This is a genomic window from Enterococcus sp. C74, from assembly GCF_040887125.1.
Taxonomy (GTDB): domain Bacteria; phylum Bacillota; class Bacilli; order Lactobacillales; family Enterococcaceae; genus Enterococcus_B; species Enterococcus_B hirae.
Window position 1 is genome coordinate 75,663 of sequence record NZ_JBFOFA010000001.1, and the last position, 16,750, is coordinate 92,412.

The 16,750-nt window shown below is 34.8% G+C and carries 27 protein-coding genes and 1 pseudogene; 27 read left to right on the top strand and 1 reads right to left on the bottom strand.

The features are described 5' to 3' along the window. Positions 1–59 precede the first annotated feature (59 nt). Positions 60–809, bottom strand: coding sequence for an XRE family transcriptional regulator (locus AB3H93_RS00355; RefSeq protein WP_128436377.1), 750 nt, complete (start codon positions 807–809; stop codon positions 60–62). A gap of 181 nt (positions 810–990) precedes the next feature. Here AB3H93_RS00355 and AB3H93_RS00360 point away from each other — a divergent pair, with 181 nt between their 5' ends. The 27 genes and pseudogenes from AB3H93_RS00360 (at position 991) to AB3H93_RS00490 (ending at position 16,685) form a co-directional block, all read left to right on the top strand. Next, on the top strand, positions 991–1,206 hold the full coding sequence (locus AB3H93_RS00360) for a helix-turn-helix transcriptional regulator (RefSeq protein ID WP_010719536.1): 216 nt from the start codon (positions 991–993) through the stop codon (positions 1,204–1,206). 12 nt (positions 1,207–1,218) lie between these two features. Continuing rightward, positions 1,219–1,503, top strand: coding sequence for a hypothetical protein (locus tag AB3H93_RS00365; RefSeq protein WP_010738250.1), 285 nt, complete (start codon positions 1,219–1,221; stop codon positions 1,501–1,503). 145 nt (positions 1,504–1,648) lie between these two features. Next, positions 1,649–1,798 carry a hypothetical protein gene (locus tag AB3H93_RS00370; protein ID WP_169301967.1) on the top strand — a complete coding sequence of 50 codons (150 nt, stop codon included), beginning with the start codon at positions 1,649–1,651 and terminating at the stop codon, positions 1,796–1,798. Positions 1,799–1,839: 41 nt separating this feature from the next. Next, positions 1,840–2,133, top strand: coding sequence for a hypothetical protein (locus AB3H93_RS00375; RefSeq protein ID WP_010738245.1), 294 nt, complete (start codon positions 1,840–1,842; stop codon positions 2,131–2,133). Beyond that, the gene (locus AB3H93_RS00380; protein ID WP_201701243.1) at positions 2,130–2,297 is read left to right on the top strand and encodes a hypothetical protein; all 168 of its coding nucleotides are present in this window, start codon (positions 2,130–2,132) and stop codon (positions 2,295–2,297) included. The genes AB3H93_RS00375 and AB3H93_RS00380 overlap by 4 nt, the downstream gene beginning before the upstream one ends. A 62-nt stretch (positions 2,298–2,359) precedes the next feature. Beyond that, positions 2,360–3,307 carry a YqaJ viral recombinase family protein gene (locus tag AB3H93_RS00385; RefSeq protein WP_368019951.1) on the top strand — a complete coding sequence of 316 codons (948 nt, stop codon included), beginning with the start codon at positions 2,360–2,362 and terminating at the stop codon, positions 3,305–3,307. A 1-nt stretch (position 3,308) separates the two neighbouring features. After that, entirely contained in the window at positions 3,309–4,244 is a 936-nt protein-coding gene (locus AB3H93_RS00390; RefSeq protein WP_094940409.1) for a recombinase RecT, read from the top strand. Between the two features lie 39 nt (positions 4,245–4,283). Further along, a complete protein-coding gene (locus tag AB3H93_RS00395; RefSeq protein ID WP_368019952.1) occupies positions 4,284–5,102 on the top strand; it encodes a Lin1244/Lin1753 domain-containing protein in 819 nt (272 codons plus the stop codon). A gap of 14 nt (positions 5,103–5,116) precedes the next feature. Further along, positions 5,117–5,968, top strand: a complete 852-nt coding sequence (locus AB3H93_RS00400) for an ATP-binding protein (RefSeq protein WP_368019953.1) — start codon at positions 5,117–5,119, stop codon at positions 5,966–5,968. After that, positions 5,965–6,324, top strand: a pseudogene (locus AB3H93_RS00405) (DUF1064 domain-containing protein). Before AB3H93_RS00400 ends, AB3H93_RS00405 begins: the two are co-directional and overlap by 4 nt. Positions 6,325–6,348: 24 nt before the next feature. Continuing rightward, on the top strand, positions 6,349–6,585 hold the full coding sequence (locus tag AB3H93_RS00410) for a hypothetical protein (protein WP_113820949.1): 237 nt from the start codon (positions 6,349–6,351) through the stop codon (positions 6,583–6,585). Next, positions 6,579–6,890, top strand: coding sequence for a hypothetical protein (locus AB3H93_RS00415; RefSeq protein ID WP_368019954.1), 312 nt, complete (start codon positions 6,579–6,581; stop codon positions 6,888–6,890). The genes AB3H93_RS00410 and AB3H93_RS00415 overlap by 7 nt, the downstream gene beginning before the upstream one ends. After that, positions 6,887–7,273 carry a hypothetical protein gene (locus AB3H93_RS00420; RefSeq protein ID WP_014834205.1) on the top strand — a complete coding sequence of 129 codons (387 nt, stop codon included), beginning with the start codon at positions 6,887–6,889 and terminating at the stop codon, positions 7,271–7,273. The genes AB3H93_RS00415 and AB3H93_RS00420 overlap by 4 nt, the downstream gene beginning before the upstream one ends. A gap of 11 nt (positions 7,274–7,284) precedes the next feature. Next, positions 7,285–7,674, top strand: coding sequence for a YopX family protein (locus AB3H93_RS00425; RefSeq protein WP_368019956.1), 390 nt, complete (start codon positions 7,285–7,287; stop codon positions 7,672–7,674). Next, positions 7,671–8,180, top strand: a complete 510-nt coding sequence (locus tag AB3H93_RS00430; protein ID WP_368019958.1) for a DUF1642 domain-containing protein — start codon at positions 7,671–7,673, stop codon at positions 8,178–8,180. The genes AB3H93_RS00425 and AB3H93_RS00430 overlap by 4 nt, the downstream gene beginning before the upstream one ends. 23 nt (positions 8,181–8,203) lie before the next feature. Continuing rightward, positions 8,204–8,368 (top strand): hypothetical protein, encoded by a 165-nt coding sequence (locus tag AB3H93_RS00435; RefSeq protein WP_368020089.1) that lies wholly within the window; start codon positions 8,204–8,206, stop codon positions 8,366–8,368. Continuing rightward, positions 8,365–8,586: a hypothetical protein gene (locus AB3H93_RS00440; protein ID WP_034867599.1), complete on the top strand. Its 222-nt coding sequence runs from the start codon at positions 8,365–8,367 to the stop codon at positions 8,584–8,586. The genes AB3H93_RS00435 and AB3H93_RS00440 overlap by 4 nt, the downstream gene beginning before the upstream one ends. A 135-nt stretch (positions 8,587–8,721) precedes the next feature. Then, positions 8,722–9,201, top strand: a complete 480-nt coding sequence (locus AB3H93_RS00445) for a hypothetical protein (RefSeq protein ID WP_368019959.1) — start codon at positions 8,722–8,724, stop codon at positions 9,199–9,201. Positions 9,202–9,469: 268 nt separating this feature from the next. Continuing rightward, positions 9,470–9,760, top strand: a complete 291-nt coding sequence (locus tag AB3H93_RS00450; RefSeq protein WP_081115317.1) for a hypothetical protein — start codon at positions 9,470–9,472, stop codon at positions 9,758–9,760. Positions 9,761–9,972: 212 nt separating this feature from the next. Further along, positions 9,973–10,098, top strand: a complete 126-nt coding sequence (locus AB3H93_RS00455) for a hypothetical protein (protein ID WP_256736369.1) — start codon at positions 9,973–9,975, stop codon at positions 10,096–10,098. A 134-nt stretch (positions 10,099–10,232) separates the two neighbouring features. Beyond that, positions 10,233–10,496 (top strand): DUF6275 family protein, encoded by a 264-nt coding sequence (locus tag AB3H93_RS00460; RefSeq protein ID WP_081115319.1) that lies wholly within the window; start codon positions 10,233–10,235, stop codon positions 10,494–10,496. Positions 10,497–10,539: 43 nt separating this feature from the next. Continuing rightward, positions 10,540–11,739: a site-specific DNA-methyltransferase gene (locus AB3H93_RS00465; protein ID WP_128436296.1), complete on the top strand. Its 1,200-nt coding sequence runs from the start codon at positions 10,540–10,542 to the stop codon at positions 11,737–11,739. 138 nt (positions 11,740–11,877) lie between these two features. Continuing rightward, positions 11,878–12,087 carry a hypothetical protein gene (locus AB3H93_RS00470; protein ID WP_081115321.1) on the top strand — a complete coding sequence of 70 codons (210 nt, stop codon included), beginning with the start codon at positions 11,878–11,880 and terminating at the stop codon, positions 12,085–12,087. Positions 12,088–12,143: 56 nt separating this feature from the next. Further along, entirely contained in the window at positions 12,144–12,893 is a 750-nt protein-coding gene (locus AB3H93_RS00475) for a hypothetical protein (protein WP_081115322.1), read from the top strand. A gap of 48 nt (positions 12,894–12,941) precedes the next feature. Then, entirely contained in the window at positions 12,942–13,739 is a 798-nt protein-coding gene (terS, locus tag AB3H93_RS00480; protein ID WP_081115323.1) for a phage terminase small subunit, read from the top strand. Continuing rightward, entirely contained in the window at positions 13,729–15,144 is a 1,416-nt protein-coding gene (locus AB3H93_RS00485; protein WP_368019960.1) for a DEAD/DEAH box helicase family protein, read from the top strand. The genes terS and AB3H93_RS00485 overlap by 11 nt, the downstream gene beginning before the upstream one ends. An 11-nt stretch (positions 15,145–15,155) precedes the next feature. Beyond that, positions 15,156–16,685, top strand: a complete 1,530-nt coding sequence (locus tag AB3H93_RS00490; protein WP_128436291.1) for a phage portal protein — start codon at positions 15,156–15,158, stop codon at positions 16,683–16,685. Positions 16,686–16,750: the final 65 nt, after the last annotated feature.

The window sequence follows — 16,750 nt, forward strand, 5'->3', positions numbered from 1 at the left end:
GAAGGCTTTTTTATTTATAAAAACCACCTAACCGAATTGGCCAGGTGGTTTTGTTGTTATCACACAATCACTCTGCCAATAACATAAAGATCATCATATTCATCTGCATAGAAATCTGGATACAAGCGATTTCCATTTTCATCACATTCACAATTTAAGGATACTAATCGTAGTCTTCGATTTTCTACATACATTTTCTTTAAAAATGCTTCACCATTTATTTCTACAGCACCAATTTGACCATTCATAACATGTGGAGTCAGTTTAATAAAAACTATTTCTCCATTTTCAAAAGTGGGGTGCATACTATTTCCATTTATCATAAAAGCAAGATCATAATGAGAAGGAATTTGAGATTCTCTCATTGTTACCGTACCTAACGGGCGCTCTTTATCATAATTAGGACAACCATGTCCTGCTGATAATAAACCGACATATGGAACTTCCTGTTTTTCATCTTCATCAACAGCTTTTCCAAAACTACCTTGAATAATGTTCGATTTATTTTGTTCAGTCAATTCGCTTTTTGCAAAATTATAGACTTTTTGTTGGTGATAATTATTTAATAAATACATTGTAGAAAGAGTATTTGATATACATTCATTGAGAGAAAAATCATTTGATAGTTGTTCGGGAGATATTTCAAGTCCTTTACAAATCTTAATGACATTATCTATTCCAGCTTTGCCTATGCCTCTTTCTAGAATAGAACGAATAGTAGTGTACGGCACATTTATAAATTCGGAGAAATTTTTAATGGTTCCATATTTACTAATAATGAGTTGTTTAATAAATTCTTCTCTGTTCATCTTATCACCTCCTAAAGAAATATTAACATACGCATTTTCGTATGTAAATGACAAAAGGTAAAAAAAAACGCATTTTCGTATTGACTAAATACGCAATTGCGTGTTACTCTAACTTCAGAGTTAATTAATTATTTTTTTACTCTTTTAATACGCAATTGAGTAACGAAAAGGAGGGAAAAGAATGCTTAAAAATTTAGAAAAAGCTTTGACCGAAAAGAATATTACTCGAACTCAAGTTGCTAGTGCATTAGGTTATAAAAGGTATGCTACTATTTCTGACAAAATCGAAGGGAAAACACAGTTTAGCTTTGACGAAGCAGTGAAATTAAAGAAAACTTTCTTTCCTGAATATGAGCTGGAGTATCTTTTTACTAACGATGTCAAACAACCAGCGTAGGAGGTGTAATCTATGCAACTAAACATTCCAGATGAAGTAATTCAAAACGAATTAGCAAGTAATATTACTTTTATTGTTTTGAAAGAAATCGAAAAGCGATCCAGCTTGTTGACTAAAACTGTTGAATTACCACCTTACCCGAATAAGTCTCAAGTAAAAGAAATATTGAGAATTGGTGATGACAAATTAAGCGGTTGGATTTCAAAAGGTTTAAAGATTCAACAATGGAGTGAACAAGATATTCGAATTGAACGAACTGAATTACAACGATTTTTAAAAGAAACTTTTGAAATTTAAATATTTAAACTTGTTCTACACTCACCACTTCCGAAAAGAGGAGTTGCGAGTTTTCTCCTTAAAAAATCAAGTTCGCACATACACGTTGGCATGAGCAACTCCTCTTTCCGGAGGTGGTGACGGTGAGAGACGAAGGAGGGAGCGAATGACCTTACAAGAGCATCAACACTTGATGCGAAAACTAAATCAGGAATACCACAAGGAAATGAAATCTAGATTGTTAGGGGAACAATGGCGTGAACGCCAGAAGAAGTGGTTAGAAATAAAAAGACCGACCAGCGACTGCAATCGCTAATCGGCAACAAACAAAAAATTATATCGGGAGAATTATAACATATGAATAAAAAAATTGAAAACCTTATTGAAGAATTAGCTAATGAATGTGAAAAAGAAAGCTTAGGTCTTTCACTAGCTGTGGCAGATGATGAATGTGTGGCAATCAAAATCGCTGGACCAGCTAATCTTTACGCAATTAGTATTTTTGAACAAGGAAACATCATTAAGAAATCGTTTCGAAGCAATTGCAATTGCGAAGAGTGTCAAACTTTTAGACGAGCTGTCCTTAAGTATCAGAAAGAAATGGTGTTCCATTTAATGGAGGAATCTGAATTGCTGGAGGAATTTGAATGATGAATGAAAAAACAATTGATTTACTCATTATTTTATTTTTCACGTTAGTGATTGTAGCGAAAAGGTACGTAATCTTTGGCTTGTTATTCGCAATTACGATGCTTGTCCTTTGCGTGTTAGCAAGCAGAAAAGAGGGGAAACATGAACGAGTTAGCAAATCTTGACAACTATTTAACTGATCCTGATTATGCTAAACCACCATATGAAGCACCAATCGACGAGGAGGATGAAGATGAGTAAATCAACTTTAGACATGAGCCATCAAGAATGGCTCGAAGACCGCAAAAGAGGTATTGGTGGTTCAGATGTCGCAACCGTACTTGGATTGAATAAATACAAATCCCCTTATCAATTATGGCTTGAGAAAACGGGTCAAATTGAATTGAAAGATTCAGAGAGCGAACCAGCTTATTGGGGCAATGTTTTAGAAGAAGTTGTTGCCAAAGAATTTCAAGAACGAACAGGCAAAAAAGTACGTAGAAGAAACCAAGTGTTTGAACATCCGTTACATCCATTTTTAAGAGCCAATATCGACCGTGATGTAGTAGGAGAAAATGCCATTCTTGAATGTAAAACAGCGAATCAATTTCTTAGCAAAGAGTGGGAAGGGGAAGAAGTGCCACTTAGTTATTTGTGTCAAGTGCAACATTATATGAATGTTTTGAACAAGGATTATTGTTATATCGCTGTGTTGATTGGTGGTCAAAGATTTATATGGAAACGAGTTGAACGAGATCAAGAACTGATTGACATCATCACAGAACGGTTAGTTGATTTTTGGGAAACGAACATTATTGGCGGAGAAGAGCCACTGATTGATGGAAGTAAAGCAACGTCAGATTTTCTAAAAGAACGTTATTCGGAATTAGATTCAACTGAAATTATGCTTCATGCCGATTATGATGTTCTACTCGATCAAAAAGCAGAGTTACTCAAAAGTAAGAAGGAACTAGAGAAGAGTATTCGACAAATCGACAATCAAATTATCCAAGAACTTGGAATAAATAATGCGTCTACAGGGATCACGCCTAATCGGATTATTTGTTTAAAATCAGTTGTTTCTAAACGAAAAGACTTGAAGAAAATAGCAGAGAAATATCCATATGTGATGAAAGATGAGGAAATTTACAGTTTATCAACTTCAAATAGATTAGTGATAAAGGAGATTCAGTGATATGGCAACAAGTAAAGATTTAAAGAATCAACTAACAGAAAAAAACAATCAAGCAGTGGATGTTTCAAAATTAGGTTTTAAAACATTGATGAGTCAGCCAGCTATGAAAAAGAAATTCAATGATATTTTACACGAAAAATCAGATGCTTTTATGGGTTCTCTTTTAACGTTAGTTGGTGGCGATGATTATTTATCTAAAGCAGAGCCGATGACAATCATCGCTTCTGCTTTAAAAGCAGCAACGATGGATTTACCAATAGATAAAAATTTAGGATATGCCTATATTGTTCCATTTAATCGGAAAGAAAAGGTAGGAAAAGATTGGATTACGCATAACGAAGCCCAATTCATCCTAGGATACAAAGGCTATATTCAGTTAGCACAACGTTCTGGACAATACAAAGCACTTAATGCAATAGAAATTTATGAAGGGCAATTAATTGAATGGAATCCTCTGACAGAAGAGTTTCAGTTTGACTACAATGCGAAACAATCTGATCGAGTAATCGGTTATGTTGGATTTTTTGAATTACTAAATGGGTTTAAAAAAACTGTTTATTGGACAAAGCAAGAAGTGGAAGCTCATCGTATTAAACATGCCAAAGGGTTTGATAAAACAAAGCTAACTGGAGCGTGGAAAGAGAATTATGATGCGATGGCGATAAAAACCGTCTTACGTAACATGTTAGCTAAATGGGGGATTTTATCTGTAGAAATGCAAAATGCGGTTACTTCTGATGAAAGAGTTTTTCGATTTGATGAAAATAATGATCTTGTAGAAGAAGTGACTTTAAATGATGCAGAACCAATCGAACCAGAACGTAAAGAAGCAGAAAAAGTGGAAGACGTATCATCAGCGTTTGATGAATACGAAGAAACAGCAAATATAGACGAACAACAGGATTCATTGTTCGATGATATGAATCCGCCACTATAGCGAGGGAATTTCCCCTCGCTTATCTAAGGAGGTGATAGTGTGGCAAGACCAACAAAAGAAGGTCTTGATTATTTTCCTCTTGATGTTGATGTTTTCGAAGATGAAAAAATAGAGGCTATTGCTGGGGAATTTGGACTTAAAGGAGAAATTGCGGTAATCAAACTGCTTTGTGCGATATATAAAAAAGGATATTTCATTTTGTGGAATGATTTAACGCAAGCTACTCTTTTAAAACGCCTGCCAGGAGTAAGTAAGGAAATGCTCAATCAAATAGTGAACCGCTTAGTCAAATGGGGTTTTTTTGATAAACAACTGTTTGACTCGGTCGAGGTGCTTACGAGTGAGAATATCCAAGCCACCTACTTTGAAGCGACAAAAAGACGAAAATCACCAAAACCAACTAAGTATGTAATTAACGCAAACATTAATACACAAGATGAAAGAGATAATGCTGACATTAATCCCCAAAGTAAAGGAAATAAAAGTAAAGTAAATGAAACAAGAGTATCTTCTTCTAGATCTAGTATAGATATTCATTCAGAAAATAGCGCAGAGAGCTATTGGCTAAATCAAGTGAATCCAGCAGAAGCACCAATGGTTTTAGAATCTATTCGTTTTTGGGTAAATGATTTTCAAGGACAAGATGAAATTGTCATCATGGCGATTGAAGAAATGCTAAAAAATGGTGCTAAAAATTATAACTATCTCGATAGAGTGCTAAAAAACTGGGAAAACAAGCAACTAGACACCGTTGAGAAAGTGAGAAAGTATTTGCAAGGTCATTATTCAAAATCACCTAGAAATGCAAATAAAACGCTTGAATACGAGAAATTTAGCACAGATGAGTTGCCTATTTGAGAGGAGGCGTAGGCATGGAAACCGTTGGAGAAATCATGGAAAAACTAATACAGAAAGTGCTTGTCCAACGTGGCGAATGTCCTGAATGCGGACAGCCCTTGTATGGATGGCGTACGAAGAATCCTGATGGCTCAGATCGTTGTAAACCAACTTGTATGCAATGTGGGTATAAAGCATTGCGAGTTCAGGAAGACTTACAAACAGAGCAAATGTACAACGAAAGTCTGAAAGCAAGAGCTATCAATTTTTTCAAAGGTGGTTCTGTCGTGCCTAATAAAGCGTTGTTTGATTGTACATTGCAGAATTATCAAATCGTTGATCAAGAAACAAGACAAGCGGTTGAAGTAACCAAACGCTTTGTTAATTCAGTCTTGTTAGGAAATCCAAGTCATCTTGTTTTAACTGGCAAACAGGGAACAGGTAAAAGTCACCTAGCGATGGCAGCGACTTGGGAAGTTTTGAGGCGATCAAACTACGACAAGAAAATCTTGTTTATCGGGTTACAGGAAATGCTGGATCAAATCAAGTTTTCGTACAACAATCCTGAACTTAGAAAAACGATTGAGGGATCGTTGATTGCAGATATCAAAACGGCGGATTTAGTCGTCATTGATGATATCGGTTCAGAGCTAGGAAAAGATACTTCAGATAGTCGAGCATTTGGCATAAACACGTTGAATTCGTTCTTGGATGCACGACAGAACTTAGCAACGATTATCACAACGAACTTGCTTGGGGAAGAGTTGAAAAAGGCTTACGGTATGAGGACAACATCAAGAATATTTGTCAATTCTGATGGATTTACGATGGTCTTTTCTCAAACAACCGATAAACGATTAAAACCAGTAAAAGGAGCGACAGCATGAACAAATATCGCAATCGAAAAACGGTTCATCGTGAGATCAAATTCGATTCTGTAGCAGAAGCAGAGTACTATGATCTGGCAGTATGACAAGCGGAAGCAAACGGCTGGAAAGTAAAGCTTCAGGAAAAATTTGAACTATTGCCAAAATTTGAATTGGAAGGCAAGAAGTACCGTAAAATCGAGTATATTCCTGACTTCACGTTTTATAAAAACGGTAAGCTTGTGAAAGTTGTAGATGTCAAAGGAATGCAGACAAAAGATTTTAAAATCAAAGCGAAACTGTTCTGCCATCGTTATCAAGTGCCGTTGATATTAGCTAAAAAATATGGCAAGACGTTCAAGGAAGAGCGTTTTTAAAAGAAAGATTAGGAAGGTTTGAAAATGAGCAGAAAAAAGAAATTCATTCCAGAAGTTAACCAAGAGGTTGAATGCTTCTGTTGCGATTCAAATAGAGGAACACCATGGCTATATCCATTCTCAGGATACGTAAAACATGTTTATGACAATTCAGCGATGGTAACGATTGATAGTACTCATCCAGACGATGATGGTTTAGCAGTTGGATACCACGGGAAAACGATTGTTCCATTTACAGAAATGAGGGCTGTGGAATGCTAGATATGAAAATTGAAAACTATCGAATCACTGAAATGAGTGATTGCAGAAATATTGTTCTATCACGAGTTATTTTTGATGAAAAAGGGAATATTCAATATACCGTAAATAGCAAAGGTGAAAAAGTAGAAGGGGTTTCGTTTATTGGATACTATCAAACGTTGAGTATGTGTTTAAAAGCAATACAGCGTGACTACGTGATGAGAGAAGGTCACGTGATAAAAAGTATTATCGAGTACAAAAAAGCGCTTGAGCGTATCACTAACGAGTTTGAAAAAGCATGTGAAATTGAGGAGGAAGACAAATGAAAAAATTAATTGTATTTATCAGTTTATTAGGAATAGGCATCACATTAGGGGCTTGTAGAGAAAGTGATAAAGTTTCCTACAATGTAAGCCAAGAAGCAGATAATTTTAATGTGATTCGTCGAGTAGCAGTAATCAATACTCGAACGGACAAAGTGGAGTTTGAAGCGATCGGTCGAATATCTGTGGATACGGAAGATAAAAATAAACTCGTTATTCTAGTTGAAACAGGAAAGAATGAGTACAAAAAACATCTTGTAAACATGACTAGTTGGAACATGTATGTAGTTGAAGATTTAGAAGGCGCGAAGGTCAATGAATACAAATACGAAGTAAATTACATGCCAGAAAGTATTGTGCCGTTTACGGTGACTGAGAAGAAGTAGGAGGACAGCGAATGATACCGAAGTTTCGAGCTTGGTACACACCGTTTAAAGGTGAAAAATTTGGACAAGAAATGAAATATGGACAAGCAGGAAGTTTGATCACTCATGCTGAAATGTCTCCAGATAAATATGTTCTCATGCAATCCACAGGGCTGAAAGATAAAAATGGTGTGGAGATATTTGAAGGAGATGTAGTATTTTTCAGTGTAAGTGATGGTTTTAATCACTTAGATCATGAAAAAGCTGTTATTCAAGCCTCTGGGTGTCATTCTGGCTTAATTTGTAAGCTAGTAGACTTGGACTTAGAATATCGAATTTATTATGATCCAGTATTTCACACTGACTATGAAGTTATCGGGAATGTCTACGAAAATAGCGAGTTATTGGAGGAACAGCGATGAACATACAAGAAGGAATCAAAGAATTAGAAAGTCATAAAATGAAAAGTGAAGACATAAGAACTGATTGTTTCAATAACGGTTTAAATGCCGGTATTGCGGTAATGAAAAAACTAGACGAACCTCAGAAGCTAGTTGTTGATTCGTTCGTGGCGGAGTGGTTTGAAGATAATAAAGATGCATTGGATTTAGCGATTTTTATGGCAATCAGAGAATTAGACGATGAAGAATGGCCACACAAGACAGATTTTGAGAATTGGCTAGATGTTGCTAAAAACAAACCAATCGAAACCCTCATCCGTATGAAAGACGGCTACGAGGTCGAGAAAGAGTCGTTGTACAGAGTTAAACTAGGTGAGGGTTATTTCGTTGAATATCAAGGAAGAGGTGCGCTGATTATGATTATCCCTGACGACAATAAAGAAATTAAGATATTCGATTCGAAATCAGATGCTGAGCGCACTGCTCAAACGATTGGCGGAACAGTGGAAGAGGTGGCGGAAGGATGAGTTTCAAAAAAGGCGACAAAGTCGTGAGTAAAATGGGATCAGGCGTGTCATTATACTTCTTGGACAACGAATATTATATAGTTCAAGATGCTTCGATGCCTGGCAGAATCGTTTTGATTGACGACGATAAACAGCGTTTGAGTTGGCCATCTAGTAAATTCGAATTATATGAGGAGGAAACGGAATGAAAATATCAATTGAAACGCTAAAAAAAATCATTGCTGAAAGTAAAAATGATTTGACGTTAGATGAACTGTTAGTTAGAGCCAATATTGGAGAAGATGATATTGATGGGGAAGATTACGAAGTGTTACGAGAATGGACAAGCGTGTTAGTTAACGAAGCGCTAGATGCCGTGTTAATGAGAAGTGCGTTTTGTGCTGAGGTGGGAGAGGAAAAAGAATGATTTATTCTTTTATCTTTATTGTACTTTTTGTTTGCATACTAGCAATCATACAAGAGGGATATAAGAAAAAATAAAAAAAGCCACCTCTTAACGAGATAGCGGCACAAAACTATTTTACCATAAGGGGTGGCGTTTGTGAGATTTCAGTGGTTGAAAGATTATCAAGAACTTGATGAGCAGATTCTTTACTTAAAATGGAATCTTAATAAAAGTAAGCTTGAATTGAATCGGTGGGTCTATGGAGATTTGGCAGACGTCCGAATCGAAAAGAATTCTAGATCAGCTTCTTTAGAAGAAAATATTCAAAAAATCGAAAATGAAATTGAAATACTCGAAGAGCAACGTCAAGAAATGCTGGCAATTATTAACTCTTTTAAAGGAATTGATAATGAGATCATTCGAAAAAAGTATGTCGAGGGTTGTTCGTTAGAGATAATAGCCGAAGAGATTGGTTACAGCGCATCTTATGTTAGACAAAGACATGCTGATATTCGCAAAACTTTGAATTTCTTAGATGAATATGAAATGAACAAGATAGACAGACAAAACAAACTTAATGAAATTGATTATTACAATAAGGGCAGAGACGAAGCTGTACAAATTAGTTTATTCTAAAATTCCAATGTTCACTAAATGTTCGAACATTGTAGCTATGTCAGTATTGTATACATCATGATATTCTATTAGTGTCGAAAGATTAAGAAAAGGATTTCGACAAAATAAACAAAGGGGGGAGTCTCCTTCATCGTTGTAATTAAGCTTTGATAGACAGCAACAAATACAAAACATATTATTGATTATTTGTTATCGATTTCATTTTATACTTTCTTTATTTTTTAATTTTGTTATTATTGAGATATAAAAATTAAGGGAGGTTTTAAAAATGCTAAGTGGAAAATTGATTTTTAAGTGTGGAAAAGGGAATTGTGGAGGGATTTTAAAAGCTGATTCATCGGAGTTTGATTTTGAAAATACATGGATTGACGATGATCGTAGTATGGGTTCAGAAGAAGGATATGAAGCCATGGTAGAAAAGAAATGTCCAAATTGTGGTGAAGAATATAGTATAAGTTATACTTATACAGAATATCCAGTAGGTGCACTTAATTTCGAAGATGGTCCAAACTTTGATAAAGAAGTTAAAGATGTAAAGAGTACATTAACTGTATTTTAAAATTATGAATAACAAATGAAAGTACCAACCATAAAAAATGTAGGACAAGTATGTTGGGATATAAAGATAAAAACAATAGATGTTTTTTTGTAATTAAATTTTCGCTAAATATTCGAACATGTAACCATTACTAGCAGAGTGATATTTTATTAGTGTCAGAAAATATAAAATTTTTAAATGTTAAAATAAGCAATTACGAAGAGGTGAATTAAGTGAATGACAAGGTAATTGAAATTTTATCTAAAAGTTTAAAAAAAGAAGAAGTTAATGCAAAGGTAATAGGTTTAACTGATGACGATTATAAAACTATAATTATCGAAATGGAAAAAAAGGATTAATCAATAGTGTTATCTATTCATCGAATGTACCATTTTATTTTGAGATAACTGAAAAAGGTAAAAGTAAAATCAGTTAACTTTTTAGATCACTCATTGAGTGGTCTTTTTATTTTACAAAAGAGAGGAAATGAAAAATGGATAATGAAAAATTTATTACTAAATGCAAACAATTGGTAGCAGACTATGCAAATGAGAACTTTGATAAAACAGATCAAACGCAGATTACAATGGACAATGTGTTTGTTGTCTGGTCCTGCAAGACGCTTCAAAACAATAAAGCTTTGCTGAGTACTACGATTTCTGACGGAATGTATTACGAACTAACATATAACGGAGACAAATCAGAAATTTATTTTGATGCATATAAAAAATGGGGAAATAAGGCAATTAAAGTCTAGCGAATACTAGACTTTTTTCTTTACATAAAGGGGAGTTTGAAACATGGAAATTAAATTAATGAAATTGTCAGAGTTAAAGCCTGCAGATTACAACCCAAGAGTTGATTTAGTTCCAGGAATGGACGAATACGAAAAGCTGAAACAATCAATTCTTAAATTTGGCTTTGTTGATCCACCTATTTTTAACAAACAAACAGGGAATCTCGTAGGCGGTCATCAGCGTGTCGCTGTGGCTAAAGATTTGGGCATATGTGAAGAGATAGAGGTATCAGTTGTAGATTTACCCCTTGATAAAGAGAAAGCTCTTAATGTGGCTCTCAATAAGATTTCTGGTCAATGGAATGAAGATAAACTAGCTTTGTTATTAAAAGAGTTAGATGCTGAAAATCTTGACTTATCTGGCTTTGCTGAAGAAGAAATACAAGACGTTATCGAACAATATGATATGAAGTTGGATATGGAAAACGAAGCAATAGATGATGAATTTGAAATTGAGCTTCCGGAGAAACCTAAAGCAACATTAGGGGATATTTACCAACTAGGTAATCATCGATTAATGTGTGGTGATAGTACAGATGCCATTCAAATAGAAAAGCTTATGGGTGGGGAAAAGGCAGATATCCTAATCACTGATCCACCATACAACGTAAATTACGAAGGAAAAACAGAAGATGTATTAACTATACAAAACGATAACAAAACTTCCCTTGAATTTTATGAGTTTCTAAAAAATGCTTTTGATGCAGTTGGTAGCAATTTATCTAAAGGCGCGTCTTTTTATGTGTGGTATGCATCATCTGAGGTCGTGAATTTTGTTACAGCATTAGTTGATTCAGGTTTTTTAGTTAAACAAGAACTCATATGGTGTAAAAATACTTTCGTGTTGGGAAGGCAAGATTACCACTGGCAACATGAACCGTGTCTTTACGGATGGAAGTCAGATGGAAGCCACACGTGGTATGGAGATAGAAAGCAAACAACCATTTTGGAGTTTGATAAGCCATTAGTCAACAAAGACCATCCAACAATGAAACCAGTACCTCTATTTGATTATCAGATTAAGAATAGTTCCAAAAAGGGTGATAAAGTCTTAGATGTATTTGGTGGAAGTGGTACAACTATGATTGCATGTGAACAAAACAAACGTCATGCGTATTTAATGGAGTTAGATCCTCGATATGTAGATGCTATCATTCGTAGATGGGAAGAATTCACAGGTGAGCAAGCAATAAAGTTAAACTAAAATAAAAGAAGCCGAGTGCTTGAACACTCGACTACTCAACGAGAACAATAAGCCCCCGAAGACACAGAAGCTAGCACGCGTGCGTTTCAGACAGTTCTGTGTCTTTTAGCATTCTAACAAATGCGGGGTGCTTATACAATGGAAAATGAAAACTTTGATTTAGACTATGAGATTAAAAAGGCTGTAGAGAAGGCAGAATCAATTGACGAATATAAAAAGATTATTCGTGTGGCTTTAGGAAAATGGCTTAAAAATCTCCAATCAGGACAAATCAAGTTAGATAAAGTTTCCGATTTAAAGATATTGATTGAAGCAGATTTGATGTTAAAGGACATCGATAATGATTAACAAATTTCATAAAATTCCTGATATACTTAAATTAAAATTTATTGGGAGTGTTTTTTATGGAATGGTGGAACTTATGGGTACCTTTTGTTGGAACTATTTTTGGTATTGGGGCTAACATTTTTATTAATTTTGTACAAAGTAAAAAACAACAAAAATTTCAGAGAGAATTGAATGATAACCAGCAACTATTTCAAAAAGAAATAGCTAAAAAACAAATTGATGCTGACGTAATTTTAAAATCTCGTTTACATTGGATTGATAATACTAAGAGTATTGCGTCAGAATTTTTAATTGATTCACTTAAATTAGTAACAGTGAATACTTCGCTTGTCGAAAATTATAGCAATGTAGCTATATGGAAAAAGTTAGAATATAAAAATTATACAGAAATAAAAAATGATAAAATTGACAAAAAAAGAAAAGAAGAGGCTATTGAATTTGAAAAAACAATAGAAACTATGCTTCGTGATTATAAAGAAAACAGTATCCAAAGTAATAATCAGATAAACGAATTAATATATAGAACTTCTAAAAATAATACTTTACTCTTGTTAAATTTTGGTGATAATGATGAAAATAATGAAATCATTAATTTGGTGAAAGATATTAATAATTGTTTGAGACGAGTAACTAGAGAAGTGAAAGATTTAGAGTATATTGTTGATGACGAAGAAGTAGATTGGCTTAATAAAATTGAAAAATCGTATACTGAACAAACAGCCATAAATCAAAAAGTAGAAAAATTAACTCTTCTTTTAAGAAACTATTATAAAAGGGAATGGGAGAAAGTTAAAGAAGGAGAATAGAAAACAAAACTCAATTAGTGAGAATTGTGAGGTGGTGTTATATGGTGTATGGATAAGAAAGAGCAAGCTAAGCGAATGTATGAAGAAGGCTTGAAATATAAAGAAATAACTGAAAAGCTTTCTATCCCTCTGAATACTTTGAAATCATGGCGGAAACGTTATGACTGGCAAAGAGGGGGTGCAACTTTAAGGGTGCAACCAAATAACAGGGGTGCGCCCAAAGGTAATCAGAATGCCATAGGAAATAAAGGCAATAGCCGAGCCTCACCGCCAGTAGGAAACAAGAACGCTTTGAAAACTGGCGAGTATGAAACTATATTTTTTGAAACACTAAGTGATGAAGAGAAGGACATCTATTCTAGTTTGAATGATGATCCTTCTCTTGTTTTGTCTGAGGAAATACGGTTGCTGAAGATACGGCAGTTGCGAATGATGAAAAGAATTCAGCAAGCCGAGGCTGGTTTAAACGATGAAGAAATCGAACGTCTGCAACAACTAAGGAAAATAAAAACGCCGATTGAAAAAGACGGTAGAAAGCTAGAAATTAAGCGAGACGTAATGCAAGATGTTCAAGTTAGCAGAAAAACACATCGCAAAATTGATGATATTCTTTCAATTGAAGATTCATTGACTCGTATTAGCAACCAGTTAGCTAAAGCCATCAAGCAAATGAATGAACTTTATATGAATGAATACAGAACTGATTTAATGAAAGCACAAACCGAGAAAATTCAAGCTGAAATAGCAGATATTGGCGGTAATAATTCTGGCGAAGAAGTGGAAGAATGGAAGCAAGCAGTTTTAAATGCAGCAAATAAACGGGCGGTGAGAGAGAATGAGCAATGATTTTATTACTTTTGCTGATATAGGTGCTGCGATTGATTATTACTATGATAAGCCAGTAGCTTTTTGCCAAGATATATTGGGCTTGGATCCTGATGAATGGCAGGAAAGTGTTTTGAATGATTTGGCTGAATTTCCAAAGGTTTCAGTTCGTTCTGGACAAGGTGTTGGAAAAACAGCATTGGAAGCAGGAGCAATACTTTGGTTTTTAACTTGTCGACCATACGCAAAAGTGATTGCTACAGCTCCAACCATGAAACAACTTTACGATGTGCTTTGGGCGGAAGTAGCCAAATGGCTAAATGATAGCTTGATCAAAAACTTACTGAAGTGGACAAAGACCAAAATTTATATGGTTGGTGATTCAGAGCGTTGGTTTGCTACGGCTAGAACAGCGACTAAACCAGAAAATATGCAAGGTTTTCACGAGGACCATATGTTGATTGTGGTAGATGAAGCTTCTGGTGTGTCTGATCCAATTATGGAAGCTATTCTTGGTACGCTATCAGGTTTTGATAATAAGCTATTGATGTGTGGAAACCCAAATAATATTGAAGGTGTTTTTTACGATTCCCACAATTCAGACCGTGATAAATACAGAGTCCATAAAGTATCTAGTTACGATAGTAAACGTACAAACAAAGATAACATAGAGATGATCCTTAAAAAGTATGGAAAAGAAAGCGACGTTGCTCGTGTCCGTATTTTTGGAGAATTTCCCAAAGGAGCGTTGGATTCATTTGTCAGTCTTGAAACGGTAGAATTGGCTACAGAAAAACAAATTAGTGATTCTTTAGTCAATAAAACAACGGTTGCTCATATAGGTGTCGACGTAGCTCGGTATGGTGATGATTCTACGATTCTTTTCCCTAGAATTGCTACTAGGGCATTAGAGTATGAGAAATATTCAAAACGTAGCACCATGGAAACAACAGGATATGTCATCAATATGGCCAAGAATCTAATGAGTCAATATCCGAGTATTGATAAAGTGATGATTAAAGTCGATGACACTGGTGTCGGAGGTGGTGTAACCGATCGCCTAGAAGAACTGATAGAAGATAATCATTATCCTTTTGAGGTGTTTGGAGTGAATAATGGTTCAACATCGGAAGATGATTTTTACGATAATTTAGGTACTCAACTATGGGGAAACATCAAGGAAATGTTAGAAGAAAATATGACAGCAAATCTTAACGGTGAACAACCGATTATTGAACTGCCTGATGACGGATCGTTGATTAAAGAATTGAGTACACGTAAATTCAAAATGACAAGTAGAAGTCGTATTCGTTTAGAAAGTAAAGATGATATGAAAAAGCGAAACATTGGTAGTCCAGATATTGCTGATGCGTTGGCTTTAGCATTTTATGAGCCACCAAGTCACTATCAATTTATTCAATTTTAGGAGGTGAGCTTTTGATTAGTACAGTATTATCTTTAGAGAGATATAAGAAGTTACGTATTAAATATGCAACACAAATTGAAGATGGAATGTTTGATCCGAATGGTTTTATAGAAGATATGAAACCATTTTTTGCTGATCGTGAAAGAAAATATCTAGCGTATACTAGCGAAAACAATGAAATAGACAAAAGACCAAAGCCTAACACTGATATTGTAAAGGTTAATAATAAACTTCATGCTGGTATGTATTCGATTGTCGTAGATCAAGCAGTCAATCATTTTACTGGTATACCTATTAAATGGGATTACGATGTATCGGAACAAAAAAGAACACTCATTCAAAGATTAAAAGATAAATTCTTAAAAAATGATACAGAGCTTCCAACAGTTCCAGAAGCTTTTAACAAATTAACAAGCAATCTTGATTCCATGAGATTTGCAATGCTTGACCCTGAGACAGCCACTTTCCAAGGTGCATGTGGAGTAGCTTTCCGATTGTTAGAGCCTGTGAAAGGAGATGATGGTTGGGAGTTAAGAGCAAGCAATATTGAGCCTTGGAGAGCTGAAAGATATGGAAATGCTGGAATCTATATTAAAGAAAAGTATGACTCTTATCAGAAAAAGTTTTTCCAAGAAATGAAAGTTATAACTAGAAATGAAATTACGACATATGCTTGTTATGGTGATTTAGATTTTATTACTAACGGAACATTCAAAAAAATCGATGAAACAAAAAATCCTTTAGAAGTGATTAATTTGTCCGAATTTAAAAACAATACAAATCGTTATTGTGATTTTGAAGTAGCTGAGGAAATTGGAGATGCGATTGATCGTGCTTTGTCTGATCAACAAAACGAAATCGAACAATTTAAGCTTGCGTACATGCTTGTTACTGGTACGACAATGAGCAAAGACACTGCTAAAGAAACGATGAATCAGCTAGGGATTATTAACTTAAAAGACCCTACAGCAAAAGCAGAATATGTCACCAAAGATTTAGCGAAAGATTTCAATGAATATCATATGGATCTATTGAAAAAACAATTTTACACCATTTGTAAAGCAATCGATTTTAACGATGAGGTGTTTAAATCAAACAGTTCTGGAGAAGCTCGTAAGTGGCAAATCATTAGCCTAGAAGCAAAAACAAATACTAAAGAGCAATATTTTAGAGAAGGACTGAAAGAATGCGCAGAAACAATTGCTGCTTTTCTTAAGTTTCATGACAAAGTAGAAATTGAGCCAGAAAAAATTATTTTTACTTTCTCTAGATCTTTGCCAACTGATCTAAGTTATTTAGCTGAAGCTTTACCTAAGCTTGCACCTTATGTATCCAAACGAACCATTCAAAGACAAATTCCATTTGTGACAGACGTTGATTATGAAAATGAAATAATGGAGTTGGAAAATGGAAATGCTTATCCAGATAGTGAATACAATTTTGGCGGAGGTGGCAATAGTGACGATAGAAACGAAGTATTGGACCAAACGTCGAGAACTGGAGGATCAAGCAAGGCTCAAACAAGAAAATCAGACACTTAAAAAATTAACTAGTGTATTTCCTGAAGCGCTGAAAGAGATACAAGAAAAACTATTATCTCAAGCAG

Coding starts and splice junctions, on each gene's coding strand:
- AB3H93_RS00430 (WP_368019958.1), top strand. CDS start 7,671: ATGAACATACAAGAAGGAATCAAAGAATTAGAAAGTCATAAAATGAAA.
- AB3H93_RS00415 (WP_368019954.1), top strand. CDS start 6,579: ATGCTAGATATGAAAATTGAAAACTATCGAATCACTGAAATGAGTGAT.
- AB3H93_RS00390 (WP_094940409.1), top strand. CDS start 3,309: ATGGCAACAAGTAAAGATTTAAAGAATCAACTAACAGAAAAAAACAAT.
- AB3H93_RS00385 (WP_368019951.1), top strand. CDS start 2,360: ATGAAGATGAGTAAATCAACTTTAGACATGAGCCATCAAGAATGGCTC.
- AB3H93_RS00360 (WP_010719536.1), top strand. CDS start 991: ATGCTTAAAAATTTAGAAAAAGCTTTGACCGAAAAGAATATTACTCGA.
- AB3H93_RS00450 (WP_081115317.1), top strand. CDS start 9,470: ATGCTAAGTGGAAAATTGATTTTTAAGTGTGGAAAAGGGAATTGTGGA.
- AB3H93_RS00410 (WP_113820949.1), top strand. CDS start 6,349: ATGAGCAGAAAAAAGAAATTCATTCCAGAAGTTAACCAAGAGGTTGAA.
- terS (WP_081115323.1), top strand. CDS start 12,942: ATGGATAAGAAAGAGCAAGCTAAGCGAATGTATGAAGAAGGCTTGAAA.
- AB3H93_RS00370 (WP_169301967.1), top strand. CDS start 1,649: ATGACCTTACAAGAGCATCAACACTTGATGCGAAAACTAAATCAGGAA.
- AB3H93_RS00460 (WP_081115319.1), top strand. CDS start 10,233: ATGGATAATGAAAAATTTATTACTAAATGCAAACAATTGGTAGCAGAC.
- AB3H93_RS00365 (WP_010738250.1), top strand. CDS start 1,219: ATGCAACTAAACATTCCAGATGAAGTAATTCAAAACGAATTAGCAAGT.
- AB3H93_RS00475 (WP_081115322.1), top strand. CDS start 12,144: ATGGAATGGTGGAACTTATGGGTACCTTTTGTTGGAACTATTTTTGGT.
- AB3H93_RS00400 (WP_368019953.1), top strand. CDS start 5,117: ATGGAAACCGTTGGAGAAATCATGGAAAAACTAATACAGAAAGTGCTT.
- AB3H93_RS00380 (WP_201701243.1), top strand. CDS start 2,130: ATGATGAATGAAAAAACAATTGATTTACTCATTATTTTATTTTTCACG.
- AB3H93_RS00470 (WP_081115321.1), top strand. CDS start 11,878: ATGGAAAATGAAAACTTTGATTTAGACTATGAGATTAAAAAGGCTGTA.
- AB3H93_RS00355 (WP_128436377.1), bottom strand. CDS start 809: ATGAACAGAGAAGAATTTATTAAACAACTCATTATTAGTAAATATGGA.
- AB3H93_RS00375 (WP_010738245.1), top strand. CDS start 1,840: ATGAATAAAAAAATTGAAAACCTTATTGAAGAATTAGCTAATGAATGT.
- AB3H93_RS00425 (WP_368019956.1), top strand. CDS start 7,285: ATGATACCGAAGTTTCGAGCTTGGTACACACCGTTTAAAGGTGAAAAA.
- AB3H93_RS00420 (WP_014834205.1), top strand. CDS start 6,887: ATGAAAAAATTAATTGTATTTATCAGTTTATTAGGAATAGGCATCACA.
- AB3H93_RS00485 (WP_368019960.1), top strand. CDS start 13,729: ATGAGCAATGATTTTATTACTTTTGCTGATATAGGTGCTGCGATTGAT.
- AB3H93_RS00440 (WP_034867599.1), top strand. CDS start 8,365: ATGAAAATATCAATTGAAACGCTAAAAAAAATCATTGCTGAAAGTAAA.
- AB3H93_RS00465 (WP_128436296.1), top strand. CDS start 10,540: ATGGAAATTAAATTAATGAAATTGTCAGAGTTAAAGCCTGCAGATTAC.